This window comes from Kitasatospora herbaricolor, from assembly GCF_030813695.1.
In the GTDB taxonomy this organism is placed as follows: domain Bacteria; phylum Actinomycetota; class Actinomycetes; order Streptomycetales; family Streptomycetaceae; genus Kitasatospora; species Kitasatospora herbaricolor.
The window spans coordinates 8,018,770-8,035,522 of record NZ_JAUSVA010000002.1; the positions used below are offsets into that span (position 1 = coordinate 8,018,770).

The window sequence follows — 16,753 nt, forward strand, 5'->3', positions numbered from 1 at the left end:
GGCCCTGCGAATCCCTGGGGCCGGGACGGGCCCTGCCGGTGTTCGTCCGCTTTCCGCCCGAATCGTGCCTCGCGATGCACGGTGCGCAGGCGGCGGGCACGGATGGGTAACGGCGAGCCCGGCGGCGGCCGGACAGGCTCGGCGTACGGGGCGTACGGCGGGCCGGTCCGTCCGGCGTACGGCTCAGGCACGGGTCAGAGTTCCAGGTCGTCCCACTCGCCCGCGAACATGTCGCCCAGGGCCTCGTCGTCCGGTACCCCGCTGCTGTCGAGCGACTGGGAGGCCCAGATGGTCTTCCCCCGGGTGGAGTACCGCGTGCCCCAGCGCTCGGCGTACCGGGCGACCAGGAACAGGCCGCGGCCCCCTTCGTCGGTGTCCTTGGCACGGCGGATGTGCGGGGCCGTGCTGCTCCCGTCGGACACCTCGCAGACCAGGGTCTCGGTGAGCAGCAGACGGACGTGGATCGGCACCTTGCCGTAGCGGACGGCGTTGGTGATCAGTTCGCTGAGGATGAGTTCGGTGCCGAAGGAGATGTGGTCCAGGCCCCACTCCGCCAGCTTGCGGGCGCAGGCGTTGCGCACCGGGCCGACCGCCGCCGGGTCCGGTTCGACGTCCCATTCGGCGACCCGCTCCGGGGCGAGCAGCCGGGTCTGCGCCACCAGCAGCGCCACGTCGTCGTCGGGCCGGGTCGACAGCATCGACTCCATCACGCCCGCGCACACCTCCTCCGGCCGGCGGTCCGGCCCGCCCACGGCCTGCCGCAGGGCCTCCAGCGCCGTGTCCAGGTCACGGGTGCGGTTCTGCAGCAGACCGTCGGTGTAGAGGACCAGCCGGGAGCCCTCGGGCAGGGTCGCCTCGGCGGTCTCCACGGGCATGCCCGCGCCCAGGCCCAGCGGCGGGGACACCGTCGGGCGGAGGAAGGTCACCGTCCCGTCGGGGTGGACCAGCGCCGGCGGCGGGTGGCCGGCCGTGGCCGCGGTGACCCGACCGCGGACGGCGTCGTAGATGACGTACAGGCAGGTGGCGCCGGTGATCGCCGGCTGCGTGCTGCCCTCGGCGTCCTCGCCCTCCTCGTCCTGGGCGTCGATCCGCGCCACCAGCTCGTCCAGGTGGCTCACCAGTTCGTCCGGAGGCAGGTCCAGGGTCGAGAAGTTGTGGATGGCGACCCGTAGCCGGCCCATGGTCGCCGCCGCGTGCAGGCCGTGGCCGACCACGTCGCCGACCACCAGCGCGACCCGGGCGCCGGGCAGCGGGATCACGTCGAACCAGTCGCCGCCCACCCCGGCCTGCGCGGGCAGGTAGCGGTGGGCCACCTCCAAGGACTCCTGGGCGGGCACGCCGCGGGGCATCAGACTGCGCTGCAGGGTCACCGCGGTCGCGTGCTCGCGGGTGTAGCGCCGGGCGTTGTCGATGGACACCGCCGCCCGTCCGGCGAGCTCCTCGGCGAACGAGAGGTCCTCCCGGTCGAAGGGCGGGGAGTTCCCGGCCCGCCAGAAGTTCACCAGGCCCAGCACCACCCCGCGGGCCTGCAGGGGCACCACCGCCAGGGAGTGGATCCCGTAGTCGAGGATCTTCCGGGCCCGCGCGCCGTCCTGGCCCTGCCAGCCGGGGGAGCCGGCCAGATCCGGCTCCAGCACGGACCGGCCGTCCGCCACGCTGGTCGCCATGGGGGTGCCCGGCACGAAGTGGATCAGCTGGCCGACCGGGTAGAGCGGGTGGTCCGCCGCGAGGCCGGCGACGGCGGTGCGGCGCAGCTCGGTGCTGGCCCCGCTCGGCTCCTCGCCGCGCAGGACCTGGTCCTGCAGCTCGACCGTGACCACGTCCGCGAACCCGGGGACGGCCGTCTGGGCCAGCTCGTCGGCGGTGTGCGGGACGTCCAGGGTGGACCCGATCCGCATCCCGGCGTCGTAGAGCATCCGCAGCCGCCCGCGGGCCACCTCGGCCCGGCCCGAGAGCGTCCGCAGCTCGGTGGTGTCCCGCAGGGTCACCACGCTCGTGCGGTGCACACCGTAGGGCGTGGTGGACCGCTTGTTGAGGGAGAGCAGCCGGTCCGCCGCCAGGTGGACCTCGTCGGTGGCGATCCGGTCGGAGGCGAGGAGTTCGGCGGTGCCCGCGTCCAGGCCCAGCGAGTCCACGGGGCGGCCCTCCGCGTCGGCGGGCAGGTCCAGCAGCCGCCGGGCCTCGTCGTTGGCCAGCAGCAGCCGGCCGTCGGCCCCGGTGATGAGCACGCCCTCGCGCACCGCGTGCAGGACGGCGTCGTGGTGCTCGTACATCCTGGTCATCTCGGCCGGGCCGAGGCCGTGCGTCTGGCGGCTCAGCCGGCGGCTGACCAGGCCCGCGCCGACCGCGGCGAGGGCCACGGCCGCGCCCGCGCTGACCAGGAAGACGGGCAGCTGCCGGTTGACCGTCTTCTGCACCGACTCCACGGTGACCGGGGCGGAGACGATGCCGACGACCTGGCCCGAGGCGTCCTTCACGGGCGCGGCCGAGATCACCGACGGGCCGAGCGCGCCGTTGAAGGTCCGGGTGAAGGCCTGGCCCTCGGCGGCCTGCGCGTAGGGACCGATCACGTGCTTGCCCAGCTGCGAGAGGTCGCTGTGGGTCAGGGTGATCCCGTCGAGCTTGTACACGATCAGGGCGTCGACGCCGGCGGCCTTGCGGGTTTCCTCGGCGAGCGGCTGCAGCGTGGCGCTCGGGTCCGGGCCGTTCAGGGCGGACACGAGTCCGGGGGCGTGTGCGAAGGACTCGGCGGCGGCGAGGGTGCGGTGCCGGGCGTCGGCCATGGTGTCGCGCCGGGTCTGCACCACGACGGCCACCAGCGCGGCGGCGACCAGCAGGATCACCAGCATCAGCTGGAGGAGGAAGACCTCCCGGGCGAAGCTGCGCGGGGTCTGCCGGGGCCGGGGGCGGCGCGCGCCCGGGGGCGCCACCGCGGTGATGTCCTCCGGCTGCGGGGGGTCGCCGGTTTCGGGAGGGGGCGGGTCCACCGTGCCGGCTTTGCCGGAACGGCGGGTCAGCCAACTCCGGAGAGTGCCCGAATACTGGCTCATACTCCCCATTTATCCCGCTTCGGTGGGGTGGTGGCAAGGAGCGGTCCGGTGGCCGGGACACCGGGAGGGCGCCTCGCGGTGCGTCGGCGGACGGGTTCCCGGCGCCGCCGATCGGCGGCCCGGCCCGGTCGGCAGGGCTCTCACCAGGCACGATGCCCTCGTGCAGTTCGGCGCCGCCGGAGCCGGGGGAGCTTCGGAGCCGGGGCCGGGGCCGGCGGATTCCCCGTGCAGCGCAATGCCGGGGGCCGCGGGTACGTTCCGTGACCGCGGCCCCCGGACGGGGTGTTCCGATGCTCCCCACCGGCACCGGCACCGGCACCGGGAGCGGGAGCGGGTGCGGGTGCGGGTGCGGCTACTCCTCGGTCGGTCCCAGGTCGGGGGTGTCGCGCAGTTCGACGGTGAGCGCGCGGTGGGCGGCGTGCAGCTCCAGCACGGTGATCTCGTTCGCCCCCTGGCGCAGGACGGGGCCGGGGACGTAGAGCGAGCGCTGGGGGCCGCGGGACCAGTGCCGGCCGAGGTGGAAGCCGTTGACCCAGACGTTGCCCTTGGTCCACCCGGGCAGGTGGAGGAAGGTGTCGGCGACCTCGTCCAGGTGCACGGTGCCGCGGTGGAACGTCGGACCGACCTGCGCGGGGCCGTCCTCGGTGAAGGTGAGCCCGTCGAGCGAGCCGAGCGGCAACGGCCGGCTGGTCCAGCCGGTCAGCTCGGTGCCGTCCAGCATCACCCGGCCCAGCAGCCCCTTGCGGTCGTGGATCCCGCTGCCGTAGTTGACCCGGCCCTGGTTCTCCACCAGCACGCTCAGCAGGCTGCCCGCGCGCGGCACGGTGAAGGCCACGGCGTGCTCGTGGTTCTCGCGCTCCAGCACGCCGACCGGCTGGCCGTCCACGAAGACCTGGGCGCGGTCGTGGACGGTGCCCGGCTCCAGCAGGACGGGGCCGGCGGCCGGCAGGGCGCACTCGTAGAGGACGAAGCCGAAGTCCTGGCCCAGCTGCTCCATGGTGAGCGGCCGCTCGGAGACCACGGCGGTGCCGAGCGCCGCCAGGTTGGCGAACAGCGGCGCGCGGGAGTCCAGCCGGATGCCGGCGGCGGCGGTCCTGGGGCCGGGGGCGGGGACCGGCTCGGCCGGGACGGGGGCGTACTTGGCGATCACCTGGCGGAAGGCCTCGTACTTCTCGGTCGGGTCGCCGGCCTCGTCGAGCGGGGAGTCGTAGTCGTAGGAGCCGACGGTCGGCCGGTAGGTGTGCTTGTCGTTGGCGCCGTTGGTGAAGCCGAAGCTGGTGCCGCCGTGGAACATGTAGAGGTTCACCGAGGCGCCGGTGGCGAGCAGGGTGTCGAGCTCCTGCGCTGCCTGGGCGGGGTCGCGCACCACGTGGTGGCCGCCCCAGCGGTCGAACCAGCCGATCCAGAACTCGGTGCACATCAGCGGGCCGGCCGGCTGGTGCGCGCGCAGGGCGGCGAGGCCCTGTTCCGAGCGGCTGCCGAAGTTGGCCGTGGCGAGGAAGCCGGGCAGCGATCCGCGGGCCAGGTCACCGGGCTGGTCGCAGGTGAAGAGCGGGACGTCGACGCCGTAGCGGCGCAGCAGCTGGGCGAGGTGCGCCAGGTGCGCGGTGTCGTCGTCGTAGGCGCCGTACTCGTTCTCGATCTGCACGGCCAGGACCGGGCCGCCGTTGGTCGACAGGTGGCGGCGCAGCGGCGGCAGCAGCCGTCCGAAGAAGTCGTCCACCGCGGCCAGGTAGCGCGGGTCCTGGCTGCGCAGCAGGATGTCGGGGTCGGCGAGCAGCCACGAGGGCAGGCCGCCGCCCTCCCATTCCGCGCAGATGTACGGGCCGGGACGCAGCAGGACGTGCAGCCCCTCGGCGGCGGCCAGGTCCAGGAACGCCGGCAGGTCCAGCCCGCCGTCGAGGCGGAACTCGTCGGGGCGCGGCTGGTGGAGGTTCCAGGGGACGTACGTCTCCACCGTGTTCAGGCCCATGAGGCGGGCCTTGCGCAGGCGGTCGGCCCAGAGCTCGGGATGGACGCGGAAGTAGTGCAGGCCGCCGGAGATGATCCGGAAGGGCTGGTCGTCGAGGCGGAATCCCTCGTCGGTGATCTGCAGGACGGGCATGGTGCTGGTGCTCCTGGGGGAAGTGGGTGCGCGGCGGGGCCGTCCCGGCGGGCGCTCGCGGGGCGGTCACCGGCCGGCGCCGGCCCGGGGTGGTTCGCACCCCGGGCCGGCGCCGGCGTCGGGTCACGGCGAGGCGACCTTGAAGCCCTGCTGGTTGCCGTAGTCGGTGATGCGCTTCTGCCAGGCGGTCAGGCCGGTGTTGATGTCGGTCGAGATGTTCGGGCCGACGGTGTCCTTGAAGACCGAGTTGGCGTAGAGCTGGTAGGGCAGGTACTGCCAGCCCTTGCCGACGTTGGCGGAGGACTCGGCGAAGACCTGGTTGGCCTTCTGGCCGCCGAGGCCCGCGACCGGCTGGTCGAGGAAGGCCGGGTCCTTCAGCAGCTCCGTGGTGGCCGGGAAGAGGCCGTTGGCCGAGAGCGAGCGGACGGCCTCCGGGTCGGAGTTCAGCCAGATCGCGAAGGCCGCGGCGGCGGCCTTGTTCTTGCTGGTGGTGGGCACCGCGACGGAGGAGCCGCCGTTCTCGGAGGAGACGGTGTCGCCCGCGTTCCACTGCGGGATGGGCGCGGCGCGCCAGTCCTTGGAGGTCTCCGGGATGGTGGAGCCGATGTTGCCGGGGGCCCAGGCACCGATGATCCACATGGCGTACTGGCCGCTGCCCATGGACTGCCACCACTCGTTGGTCCACCCGGGGGCGGTGTCGACGAGCTTGCGGTTGATCAGCGAGGTCCACATGTCGGCGGTCTTCTTGGCGCCGGCGTCCTGCAGGTTCACCGAGACGGAGGAGGCGTCCTTCTGCTGGAAGGGACGGCCGCCCGCCTGCCAGATCAGGCTGTCCACGCCGCCGGCGTCGCCGGGGTCGATGGAGGTGATGAACCGCTTCGGGTCCGATTCCTTGATCTTTATCGCCGCGGCCTCGAACTCGGCCCAGGTCTTCGGCGGCTCGATCTTCAGCTCGTCGAGGATCTTCTTGTTGTAGAACATCGCCATCGGGCCGGTGTCCTGCGGGATGGCGTAGACGCCGTCGGCGACCGCGACCTGCGACCAGGCGGAGGCGGTGAACTTGGGCTCCAGGGCCGCCGCGCCGTACTCCTTGAGGTTGACCAGCCGCTTGGACAGTGCGAGCTCGGGCAGGGCGAAGTACTCGACCTGGGCGACGTCCGGTCCGCCGCTGCCCGCCTTCACGGCGGTCTGGAGCTTGGTGTACTCGGCCGCCGACTGGCCGGCGTTGACGATGTTCACCTTGACCTTCGGGTACTTCTTCTCGAAGAGGGCGACCGTCTTCTCCATGTTCGGAGCCCAGGTCCAGAAGGTCAGCGTGGTCTCGGTGTCCAGGGCGGCACTCGGGTCGGCCGAGACCACGGGGGCGGCGTCCGAGCCGCAGGCGGTCAGGGTGAAGGCGAGCGCTGCGGCCGGCACGAGTGCCAGGAGTCTGCGGCGTGAGGGCATGCTTGCACGGGACATGGCAGGACTTCCTTGATGTGGTGGGGCGAAGGGCCGGACGTGAGGGTGGGAACGCGCTACTCCTTGACGCTTCCGGCGGCGAGGCCTGACTGCCAGAACCGCTGGAGGAAGAGGAACGCGACGACGAGCGGGATGATCGCCAGCACGCTGCCGGTGACCACGAGGGGGTAGAAGCCGGTGGTGGTTGCGCCGCTGCCGGCCGCGCCGGTCGCCAGGGCGTTCCACTGGTTGAGGCCGACCGTGAGGGGGAACCACTGAGGGTCGCTGAGGACGATCAGCGGCAGGAAGTAGTTGTTCCAGGTGGCGACCAGGGAGAACAGCAGCACCGTGACGAAGCCGGGGGCGAGCAGGCGCAACGAGATGGTGAAGAAGGTCCTGATCTCCCCGGAGCCGTCGATGCGGGCGGCTTCGAGCATGGAGTCCGGGACGGCGCCGATGGCGTAGACGCGCATCAGGTAGACGCCGAACGGGCTGACCAGGGACGGCAGCAGGACGGCCCAGGGGGTGTCGATGATGCCGAGCTTGCTGAACAGCAGGTAGGTCGGCACGGCCAGGGCGGTGCCGGGGATCGCGATGGCGCCGAGCACCACGGCGGCCAGCGCGTTGCGGCCGCGGAACCGGTACTTCGCCAGGGCGTACCCGCCGGCGGTGGAGATGAAGGCCGCCCCGCCGGCGCCGACCACCGCGTAGAGCAGGGTGTTGGCGAACCAGCGCAGGTAGATGCCGCCGTCGTAGGTGAGGACGTTCCACACGTTGTCGAAGAGGTGGAACCCGTGCCCGAACCAGAGTCCGAAGCTGGTGCTCAGGGAGTTGGAGTCCTTGGTGGCCGAGAGCAGCAGCCAGATCAGCGGGAGCAGCGCGTAGAGGAGCATCAGCCCCATGGCCACGGTGAGCGCGGTGCTGGAGCGCCGAGCGCGCCCTCGGCCGCCGACAGGGGTTTTGACGCTCACAGGCTCTGTTCCTTCCGCATCGACCTGGCCTGCACGGCGTAGGCGACCACTGCGGTCACCCCGCCCAGGACCACGGCGACGGCTGCCGAATAGTTGAACTGCTGACCGTTGAAGGCCAGGTTGAAGGCGTACATGTTGGGCGTGTAGCTGGTGGAGATGACGTCCGGGGCCAGCGACTGCATCACGTTGGGCTCGTTGAAGAGCTGGAACGTCCCGATGATCGAGAACACCGTGGCCAGCGCCAGCGCGGGCCGCAGGGCGGGGAGTTTGATGCTCCAGGCCTTGCGCAGCTCGCCCGCGCCGTCGACCTCGGCCGCCTCGTACAGCTCCTGCGGGACGGTGCGCAGCGCCGCGTACAGGATCAGCATGTTGTAGCCGACGAATTCCCAGGTCACGACGTTGCCGATGGAGGCCAGCATCCAGGATTCGCTGAGCAGCCGGGGGACGTCGACGTGCAGGGCGTCCCCGACCTGGCGGATGAGTCCGAAGCGGTCGCCGTAGAGGTAACCCCACATCAGGGACGCCACGACGGCCGGTACGGCGTACGGGACGAAGATGCCGATGCGGAACAGCGCCGGCCAGCGTAGCCGCCCGCTGTCGATGGCCAGGGCGGCCAGCAGGGCGAGGGCCAGCATCACCGGGACCTGCACGAGCAGGAAGAGGGTGACCCGCCACAGTCCGGCCCGGAAGAGCTCGTCCCCCAGGGCGCGGGTGTAGTTGTCGAATCCGACGAAGACGTTCCCGCCGACCAGCCGGTCCTGGAAGAAGCTCAGGTAGGCGGCGTAGCCGAGCGGGGCCGCGATGCCGATCGCGAAGACGACCAGGAACGGGGCGAAGAAGACGTAGCCGAAGGACCCGTGACCGAGCCGACGGGCTCGCGGTGCCGGCCGGGACCGGCTTGTCGGCCGGGCCGGGGTGGACTGGGCGGGGGGGTGCGTCGTGCTCACGGGGGTGCCCTTCACGGCTGATGTTTACGCCAACATGAAGCTGGCGTTGAGTCTTGACCGCGGACGGCGGGGGAGTCAAGTGGTCGTCACGGCGTGATGCGCCTTCGTGATGAAACCCGCCGGTAGCTCAGTGCAATCGCCAACGACCTGCGGGGGCCCCCGTGGTGGAGGGTGGCGCCGGCATCCCGGTGCGGGAGTTCGCCCTGGTGAGCGGGCCCGAAGGGGCTTCGGGCGGTGGCTGCGGAGTGCTTCGTGAGCGGTCGGTCCGTGCCGTCCGGTCGCTGACCGTGAGGTCCGTCCGCATCCGCGTGACGGGGAGGGGGTCCGGGCGGCGAACTCGAAGGTTACGAGCGGATATCAGTCCGTTTACCGGCTTGACGCACGAGCGCGTGGCGAGTGTCATTGTTCCAACGCGTTGGAATCTGTTGAGTTCTGATCGTTATTTTGGCTCCCGCCTGGTTCCCCGATGTCCGGCCAGTCCGGTCGCCCGGCCCACGGTGGCCCGTCCCCGCCCTCCCCCTCACCGTGCAAGCACCGCCTCGGTGCACGCGCTAGGAGTGTCCCCATGTTCCGTACCCATGGCAGCCGGGCTGCCGGCGCCGCCGCCCTCCTCCTGACGCTGGGCCTGGCCACCGCCTGCTCCACCGGCCAGGAGTCGACCTCCGGCTCGGACGCGTCCGTCGCGCCGGTCTCCGGCAAGATCTCGATCACCTACCTGCAGAAGCAGGGCGACCAGGAGTACTTCGTCGGCGAGGCGGCCGGCGCCAAGGCCAAGGCCGCGGAGCTGGGTGTCGATCTCAAGGTCGTCAACCTCGGCAACGACGCCAACAAGACCGTCAGCGAGGTGCAGTCGGCGGTCGCGCAGAAGTCCAACGGCGTGATCATCGTGGTGCCGGACCCGGCCGTCGGCCCGCAGGTCGTGCAGACCGCCAAGGACGCCAAGGTCGCGCTGCTGACCTCGGACGACCAGATCTGTGCCACCGGCCCGGACCCGTCCTCCTGTGCCAAGGAGAGCCTGGTGCCGCGGATCGGCTTCTCCGGCGCCCAGATGGGCGGCGAGGTCGGCAAGCGCGCGGCCGAGGAGTACAAGAAGGCCGGCTGGTCGGCCGCCGACACCCGGATCGTCTCGGCCTGGAAGCAGGACGTGACCGTCTGCGGCGACCGCGTCAAGGCCGCCAAGGACGCCTTCAACGCCGCCGTCCCGGGCGTGCAGAACATCGACGTCGCCACCGACAACACCCCGACCGGCGCCCAGGACAAGATCGCCGCGACGGTCACCGCCAACCAGGGCGTCAAGCACTGGGTGGTGTGGGGCTGCAACGACGAGAACGTCCAGGGCGGCGTGACGGCCCTGCAGAACGCGGGCGTCTCCGCGGACAACGTGATCGGCGTCGGCCTCGGCGCCTACCTGGCCTGCAAGAACTGGAGCGGCGACAAGCCCTCGGGCATGAAGGCCGCGCTGTTCATCAACGGCAAGGACGTCGGCGCGCTGGCCGTCCAGACCATGTACGACAAGCTCAAGAACAGCAAGGACTTCCCGGCCGAGGCCTTCGCGCCCACCACCATGGTCGACGCCTCCACCTGGAAGAGCGCCGGAGTCACCTGCAGCTGAGAGACCAGCCGGCCCTGACGCCCCCCAAGCGGGGCCGGCTCCCGCCGCCCTCCGGCCCGCGGCCCCCCGTCCGCGGCCGGGGGCGGCAACCCCGCCCTCCGGTATTCCGTCCCGTACCACTTGTCATCGAGGTGATCTGTCATGACCGCAGCGCACGGCCCATCCAGTCCGGGGTCCCGGCCACCGACCGGAGCGGCCGCCGTCCTGGGCGTCACCAAGAGCTTCGGAGCGGTGCAGGCCCTGCGCGGGGTCACCCTGGAGTTCCCGGCCGGCCAGGTCACCGCGCTGATGGGGGAGAACGGCGCCGGCAAGTCCACCCTGCTGAAGATCCTCACCGGCGACCACCAGCCCACCGAGGGCCACGTCGCCCTGGACGGCGCCCGCCTCGCCCTCGCGTCCCCCGCCGAGGCCCGGGCCGCCGGCATCCGGATCATCCCGCAGGAACCCGAGATCATCCCGCACGTCTCGGTCGCCGAGAACGTCTACGCCGGCTCCCTGCCCCGCAAGGCCGGCCGAATGCTGGACCGCGCCGAGCTGCGCCGCCGCGTCACCGCCGACCTGGAGCGCCTCGGCTTCGCCGGCGTCCTCGACCCCGACCTGCTCGGCTCCCGGCTCACCCCCGCCCAGCGCCAGCTGGTCGAGATCATGCGGGCCGTCACCGGCGAGCAGGCCCGGGTGATCGCCTTCGACGAACCCACCTCCTCACTCTCCGAGCACGAGGTCGACGCCCTCTTCAGCCTCATCCGGCGGCTGCGCGACCAGGGCATCGCCATCATCTACGTCTCCCACCGGATGAAGGAGATCTTCCAGCTCGCCGACCGGATCGCGGTCCTGCGCGACGGCGCCCTGGCCGGCGTCCAGGACGCCCGCACCACCACCGAAGGCGCCCTGGTGCGCCTGATGGTCGGCCGCGACCTGTCCGCCATGTTCGTCCGCCAGGACGTCGCCACCGACCGCGTCGTCCTGGACGTCCAAGGCGTCACCACCGACGCGGTGCGCGGCATCGACCTGCAGATCCGGGCCGGCGAGGTGGTCGGCCTGGCCGGCCTGATCGGCGCCGGACGCTCCGAGCTCGCCCTCGCGCTGGCCGGCGACCTGCCGATCCACAGCGGCACCGTCACCCTGGACGGGGTCAAGCTGCGCTCCGGACGGCCGGGCGAGGTCATCCGGGCCGGCCTGGGCCTGGCCCCCGAGGAGCGCAAGGCCCAGGCCCTGCTGCTGCACCGCACCATCCGCGACAACACCTCCCTGGTCGTCCTGGAGCGGCTGCGCCGGCTGCGGTTCGTGCGCCGCGGCGCCGAGCGGCAGCTCGCGCAGGAGTACACCGACCGGCTGCGGGTGCGCACCCCCTCGATCGAGCACGAAGTCCGCAAGCTCTCCGGCGGCAACCAGCAGAAGGTCGTGCTCGCCCGCTGGCTGGCCCGCAAGCCGAAGGTCCTGATCCTCGACGAGCCGACCCGCGGCATCGACGTCGGCGCCAAGGCGGAGATCTACCAGATCATCGCCGACCTGGCGAAGGAGGGCGTCGCCCTGCTGGTGATCTCCTCCGAACTGCCCGAGGTCCTGGGCCTGGCCGACCGCGTCGTCGTGATGCAGAACGGCCGGATCACCGGCGAACTCGACCGAGCCGAGGCCTCCGAGGAGGCCATCCTCGCCCTCGCCATGGCCGACGACCTCGCCGGCGCCACCACCTCCGCCGTGACCACCACCCTCCCTGGAGCATCCTCATGAGCACCATCACCCCCACCCCGGCCGTGAAGGACCGGCCCGCGGACGGGCCCACCAAGCGGGGGCGTTCCCCGCTGGCCTCGCTGGGCGGCCAGAACCTCAGCCTGATCGGCGCGCTGGTGCTGGTCCTGGGCCTGTTCGGCGTGCTGAACGACAACTACCTCAGCGTCCCCAACATGCAGGTCATCGCCGAGGCCGCCACCATCACCGGCCTGCTCGCCGTCGTCCAGACCGCCGTCATCATCTGCGGCGGCCTCGACATCTCCGTCGGCTCCCAGGCCGGCGTCGCCTCCGTCGTCAGCGCCATGGCCTTCACCACCACCGGCTCCAACGCCCTCGCCGGCATCGCCGCCGCCGTCGGCGTCGGCCTGCTCGTCGGCATCCTCAACGGCGTCATCATCGTCTACGGCCGCGTCAACCCCACCATCGCCACCCTCGCCGGCCTCGCCGCCTACAAGGGCCTCGCCCAGCTCATCTCCGACGGCCGCGCCCAGGGCTACGTCCTCAACAACGACGTCTTCGTCTTCCTCGGCCGCGGCAAGATCGCCGGCCTGCCCGTCATGGTCTGGATCCTCATCGTCGTCGCCCTCGCCGTCCACCTCCTCCTCAAGTACACCGACATCGGCCGCAACATCTACGCCATCGGCGGCAACGACACCGCAGCCCGCCTCGCCGGCATCAACATCAACAAATACCTCGTCGCCGTCTACGCCCTCATCGGCGTCGTCGCCGCCCTCGCCGGCATCCTCCTCACCGCCCGCACCGGCTCCGGCCAGCCCACCTCCGGCAGCGAAGGCCTCGAACTCAAGGCCATCACCGCCGCAGCCCTCGGCGGCGCCGCCCTCAAGGGCGGCAAGGGCGGCATCGGCGGCACCCTCCTCGCCGTCGCCCTCCTCGGCGCCCTCGAGAACGGCCTCACCGTCCAGGGCATCAACGCCTTCTGGCAGAACGTCGCCCAGGGCGCCCTCCTCGTCGTCGCCGTCGTCATCCAGCAACGCCGCAACGGCGAACGCCGCATCGGCCTCCCCGCCTGACCCCACCCCGCGCTTCCGTCCCCCGCCGAGCCGCCCAGGGGCCACCCCGTAGTCGTGGTGGTCCCGGCCGGCGGGAGGACGGACCGGCGGTAGGCCGCCGAGGGTCGGCCGTACCGCCACCGGGCTGCCGGTTCTCCTGTCCGCACAGACAGGGGGACCGGCAGCCTTCCCTTTTGCCCCGCCCACCCGCATCGTGGTCCTTCGCATCCCACCGCTACGATGTTCACGCAGACACGCGAGGAAGGACCGGCATGGTACGAAGAGCGACGACGCCCGGCGACGGCACCCGAGGCAGGCAGCGCCCTCCCTCCCAGGCCGATGTCGCCGCCCTCGCCGGCGTCTCCTCGCAGACCGTCTCGCGGGTGGCCAACGCCCGCTCCAACGTCGAGCCGGAGACCCGCGAGCGGGTCCTGTCGGCGATGCGGATGCTCGGCTACCAGCGCAACAGCGCCGCCCGCGCGCTCACCCTCGGGCGGTTCCACGTGCTCGGCGTGGTCACCTTCGACCTCGCCGCCCAGGGCAACGCCCGCACGCTCGCCGCCATCTCGCACGCCGCGCAGGCGGCCGGGTACTCGGTGAACGTGGTCTGCGCGGAGGCCCAGACCGAGGACGCCGTGCAGCAGGCCGTCCGCCAGCTGACCGAGCAGGCCGTGGACGGCCTCATCGTCGTCGAGGCGCAGATCCTCGACCGGCGGGGGTTCACCGTCCCCGGCGGGACCCCGGTGGTCGTCGCCGACGGCGACCCCGAGCGCCGCTTCCACTCGGTGGACACCGACCAGGCGGCCGGCGCGACGGCGGCCACCCGCCACCTCCTCGGCCTCGGTCACCGCACCGTCTGGCACATCGGCGGCCCGCAGGACTCCTACGCCGCCCGCCGCCGCGCCGCCGCCTGGCACGCCACCCTGAAGGACGCCGGCGCGCCCGTCCCGCCGCTCGCGCTGGGCGACTGGACCGCCGCGTCCGGCTACGGGATCGGCAAGGAACTGGCCGCCCGCCCGGACGTCACCGCCGTCTTCGCCGCCAACGACCACATGGCGCTCGGCCTGATGCTCGCCCTGCGCGACGCAGGCCGCCGGGTGCCCGAGGACGTCAGCGTCGTGGGCTTCGACGACGTGCCCGAATCGGCCTACTTCGCCCCTCCGTTGAGCACCGTCCGGCAGGACTTCGAGGAGGTCGGCCGGCAGTGCGTCGCGCTCCTGCTGGACCAGATCGACTCGCCGGCCGGCGAGCGCCCCGCCACCCGGCTGATCTCCGTCACCCCCGAGCTGGTCGTCCGGGCCAGCTCCGCCCGCGCCCCGCAGGACGGGAACGCGTGACTGCGGCGTACCCCGAGGGGTACGCCGCAGTCCGGGACGGCCGGGTCGCGCACGGGACACCGTGCGCGACCCGGCCGTCGGCCGTCAGCCGACCTTGATCTGCTGGCTGGTGCCCCCGGTGCAGGGGCTCTGGACCAGCGGGGCGTTGTTGTTGAGGGACCCGCCGGAGACGTCCAGGCACTTGCCGCTGTGCCGGGCCATCAGGGTGACGTAGCCGGTCGCGGTGGTGCGCACCGACCACTCCTGGTTGGCGGCCCCGTTGCAGCCGTAGAGCAGGACGGCGGCGTTGTCGGCGGTGGAGACACCCGAGACGTCCAGGCACTTGCCGCTCTGCAGGCCCACCACGTTCACGTAGCCGGGGCTCGCGGCCCGCAGGGACCACTTCTGGTTCGAGGCACCGGCGCAGGTGTACTGGAGGGTCGGCGCGCCGTCCGCGGTCGAGGACCCCTGGACGTCGACGCACTTGTTGCTGCTGCGCACCCGCAGGGCCTTCCAGGCGTCGGGGGCGGCGCTGCGCACGTTCCAGGACTGGTTGTCCCCGGTGGTCGGCTTGTAGACGCCGACCGGCGCGCCGTCGTTGGTGGAGGCACCCGAGACGTCCAGCAGGAGGCCCGACGCGCTGTTGATCAGCGTGCTGCGACCGTTGCCGGTCGTGGAGAGCATCCAGCGCTGCTGGGTGGACGAGCCGGCGGCGGCGAAACCGAGCACACCGGCGTTGACGTTGAGCGCCTTGCCGGTCTTCACGTTGGTGACGCGGTAGGCGGCCGTGCTCTCCCAGGTGCCGGAGACCTTGGTGAACTTCCACTGCTGGGCGGTGTCGGCGGGGTTGGAGGAGTGCTGGACGGGCGCGGCGGTCGAGGTCGCGCCGGCCGACAGGGCCAGGCCGCCGTTGTCGTTCAGCAGCTGCCTGACCTGGGTGGTCGGGTCGGTCGTCAGCGAGCCGTCGACGCCGGTGGCGCCGGGGATCACGAAGGTGGTCACCGAGCCGGGGCCGACGGTCGTGGTGATGGTCTTGGCGGCGGTGGCGGTCAGGTCGCCGTCACGCTGCAGGTTCTTGCCGGCGTCGGTGGTCCACCGCTGCACCGGGGTGGCGGTGTCGACGCTCTGGAAGGCACCCAGGTCGAGGGTGACGGTCTGGTCCGAGCCGGTGGAGTTCGTGTAGACGGCCACCGCGCCCGTACCGCCGGGCCGCAGGGCCGCGAGCGTGTTCGTGGAGTCCGTCCCGATGACCTGGGCGCCCGGACGGATGAACCGGCTGTAGTTGCCCATCGCCCAGTACTTCTTGTTCAGGCGCAGGGGCTCGGCGGCCGGGTCGGTGGACGTGAGGGCGGTCTGGATCAGACCCCAGTTGGAGTTCTCGTGACCGGGCGTCATGTTCGTGTAGTCCTCGACTGCCTGCCACATCACCCAGGCGCTGGGCTCCAGCTCCCTGATGTCGTCGTTGATGTGCTGGGCGAAGTCGAGGGCCGGGGACATGTCGGTGAAGCTCTGCGGGCCGCTGCCGCCGAGGTCGACCTCGGACATCCAGAGCGGCTTGCCGGTGCCCTTGGCGATGTCGCGTGCCCCGGTTCTGCCGCCGGTGCCGTAGGTGTGGGTGTTCAGCTTGCCCACGGCGGCGCGGGCCGGGGCGCCGTAGGCGTCCCAGTTCTCCCGGAACAGGTTCGAGTTGGTCTCGTCCATCGCCGACACCGGCGTGCTGAGGCCTGCACCGGTCAGCGCGCTCCTGACGCTGGTGATGATGTGCTCCTGGGAGGCCGGGTCCCAGTGGGAGCCCTCCTGCCCGCCGCCGGCGCCCCAGTAGGACGTCCCCGGCTCGTTCACCGGGGAGACGGCGTCGAAGGTCACACCGGTGGCGGCCTGCGCGCGCTGCACCGCCCCGGTCAGGTAGGCGGCGAAGCGGTCGTACTGGTCGGCGCGGAGGTTGTCCTGCCAGCTGTTGGACGCGCCGGAGACCAGACCGCTGTTGGTCATGAAGTACGGCGCGGAGTTGGAGAAGGCCTCGAAGGTGTCGGCGCCGCGGTCCTTGGCGGCCTTCAGCCACCAGAGCTGGTTCGGGTCGGGGTCGGCGTTCCAGTGCGTCGGGTCGGCCGGGTTCCACCAGTTGGCGGTCTCGGTCCAGCCGGCGGTGCCGCCGGCCGGCGGCCCGTACGCGGCGGGGCGGTTCCAGTACCCCGGCACCGCCGCGCCCGGGCGCAGGTACGGCTGGGTCTCGGGGCTGTCGCCGCCGCCGATGTTGTACCGGGCGAGGGTGAAGCCGAGGCCGTTCGCGCCGTACAGGTCGTCGGCCAGCTCGTTGCGCTTGGCGTCCGGCCAGCCGCCGGTGACGTTGGCGAACCAGGCCAGCGCCGTCCCCCAGCCCTGGAAGGGCTGCTGCTGGTAGCTCGGGTCGAGGCGGACGGTGACGTGCCAGGCGGCCTCGGCCGCCGCGGCGGGCGGGGCCGTCAGGGTGCTCGCGGTGAGAGCGGCGATCGCGACTGCGGCGGCGCCGGCGCCGGCCCGGGTCCTGCGGGTACGGGCGGGTGGCTGCTTGCGTGGGGACACGGGTCCTCCT

At 72.2% G+C, this 16,753-nt stretch carries 10 protein-coding genes; 4 read left to right on the plus strand and 6 right to left on the minus strand.

What is annotated here, in order from left to right; all coding sequences use genetic code 11:
- Positions 1 to 194: 194 nt before the first annotated feature.
- From J2S46_RS34870 to J2S46_RS34890, 5 genes are all read right to left on the minus strand, one after another.
- Positions 195 to 2,849, minus strand: coding sequence for a SpoIIE family protein phosphatase (locus J2S46_RS34870; RefSeq protein WP_229912775.1), 2,655 nt, complete (start codon positions 2,847 to 2,849; stop codon positions 195 to 197).
- Between the two features lie 553 nt (positions 2,850 to 3,402).
- Positions 3,403 to 5,154 (minus strand): glycoside hydrolase family 35 protein, encoded by a 1,752-nt coding sequence (locus tag J2S46_RS34875; protein ID WP_191290334.1) that lies wholly within the window; start codon positions 5,152 to 5,154, stop codon positions 3,403 to 3,405.
- 123 nt (positions 5,155 to 5,277) lie between these two features.
- Complete coding sequence (locus tag J2S46_RS34880; RefSeq protein WP_191290335.1) at positions 5,278 to 6,615, minus strand: ABC transporter substrate-binding protein; 1,338 nt, start codon at positions 6,613 to 6,615, stop codon at positions 5,278 to 5,280.
- Positions 6,616 to 6,671: 56 nt separating this feature from the next.
- The gene (locus tag J2S46_RS34885) at positions 6,672 to 7,565 is read right to left on the minus strand and encodes a carbohydrate ABC transporter permease (RefSeq protein WP_229912760.1); all 894 of its coding nucleotides are present in this window, start codon (positions 7,563 to 7,565) and stop codon (positions 6,672 to 6,674) included.
- Positions 7,562 to 8,512: a carbohydrate ABC transporter permease gene (locus J2S46_RS34890; protein ID WP_073921209.1), complete on the minus strand. Its 951-nt coding sequence runs from the start codon at positions 8,510 to 8,512 to the stop codon at positions 7,562 to 7,564. The genes J2S46_RS34885 and J2S46_RS34890 overlap by 4 nt, the downstream gene beginning before the upstream one ends.
- Positions 8,513 to 9,077: 565 nt before the next feature.
- Between J2S46_RS34890 and J2S46_RS34895 the strand changes: the two genes are divergently transcribed.
- From J2S46_RS34895 to J2S46_RS34910, 4 genes are all read left to right on the plus strand, one after another.
- On the plus strand, positions 9,078 to 10,124 hold the full coding sequence (locus tag J2S46_RS34895; protein ID WP_191290336.1) for a substrate-binding domain-containing protein: 1,047 nt from the start codon (positions 9,078 to 9,080) through the stop codon (positions 10,122 to 10,124).
- A gap of 141 nt (positions 10,125 to 10,265) precedes the next feature.
- Positions 10,266 to 11,855, plus strand: coding sequence for a sugar ABC transporter ATP-binding protein (locus J2S46_RS34900; RefSeq protein WP_307352291.1), 1,590 nt, complete (start codon positions 10,266 to 10,268; stop codon positions 11,853 to 11,855).
- On the plus strand, positions 11,852 to 12,886 hold the full coding sequence (locus tag J2S46_RS34905; protein ID WP_307352294.1) for an ABC transporter permease: 1,035 nt from the start codon (positions 11,852 to 11,854) through the stop codon (positions 12,884 to 12,886). Before J2S46_RS34900 ends, J2S46_RS34905 begins: the two co-directional genes overlap by 4 nt.
- Before the next feature lie 251 nt (positions 12,887 to 13,137).
- The gene (locus tag J2S46_RS34910; protein WP_191294533.1) at positions 13,138 to 14,202 is read left to right on the plus strand and encodes a LacI family DNA-binding transcriptional regulator; all 1,065 of its coding nucleotides are present in this window, start codon (positions 13,138 to 13,140) and stop codon (positions 14,200 to 14,202) included.
- Between the two features lie 84 nt (positions 14,203 to 14,286).
- On the opposite strand, the gene J2S46_RS34915 is transcribed toward J2S46_RS34910, so the two are convergent.
- Positions 14,287 to 16,743, minus strand: a complete 2,457-nt coding sequence (locus J2S46_RS34915; RefSeq protein WP_191294532.1) for an RICIN domain-containing protein — start codon at positions 16,741 to 16,743, stop codon at positions 14,287 to 14,289.
- Positions 16,744 to 16,753 lie beyond the last annotated feature (10 nt).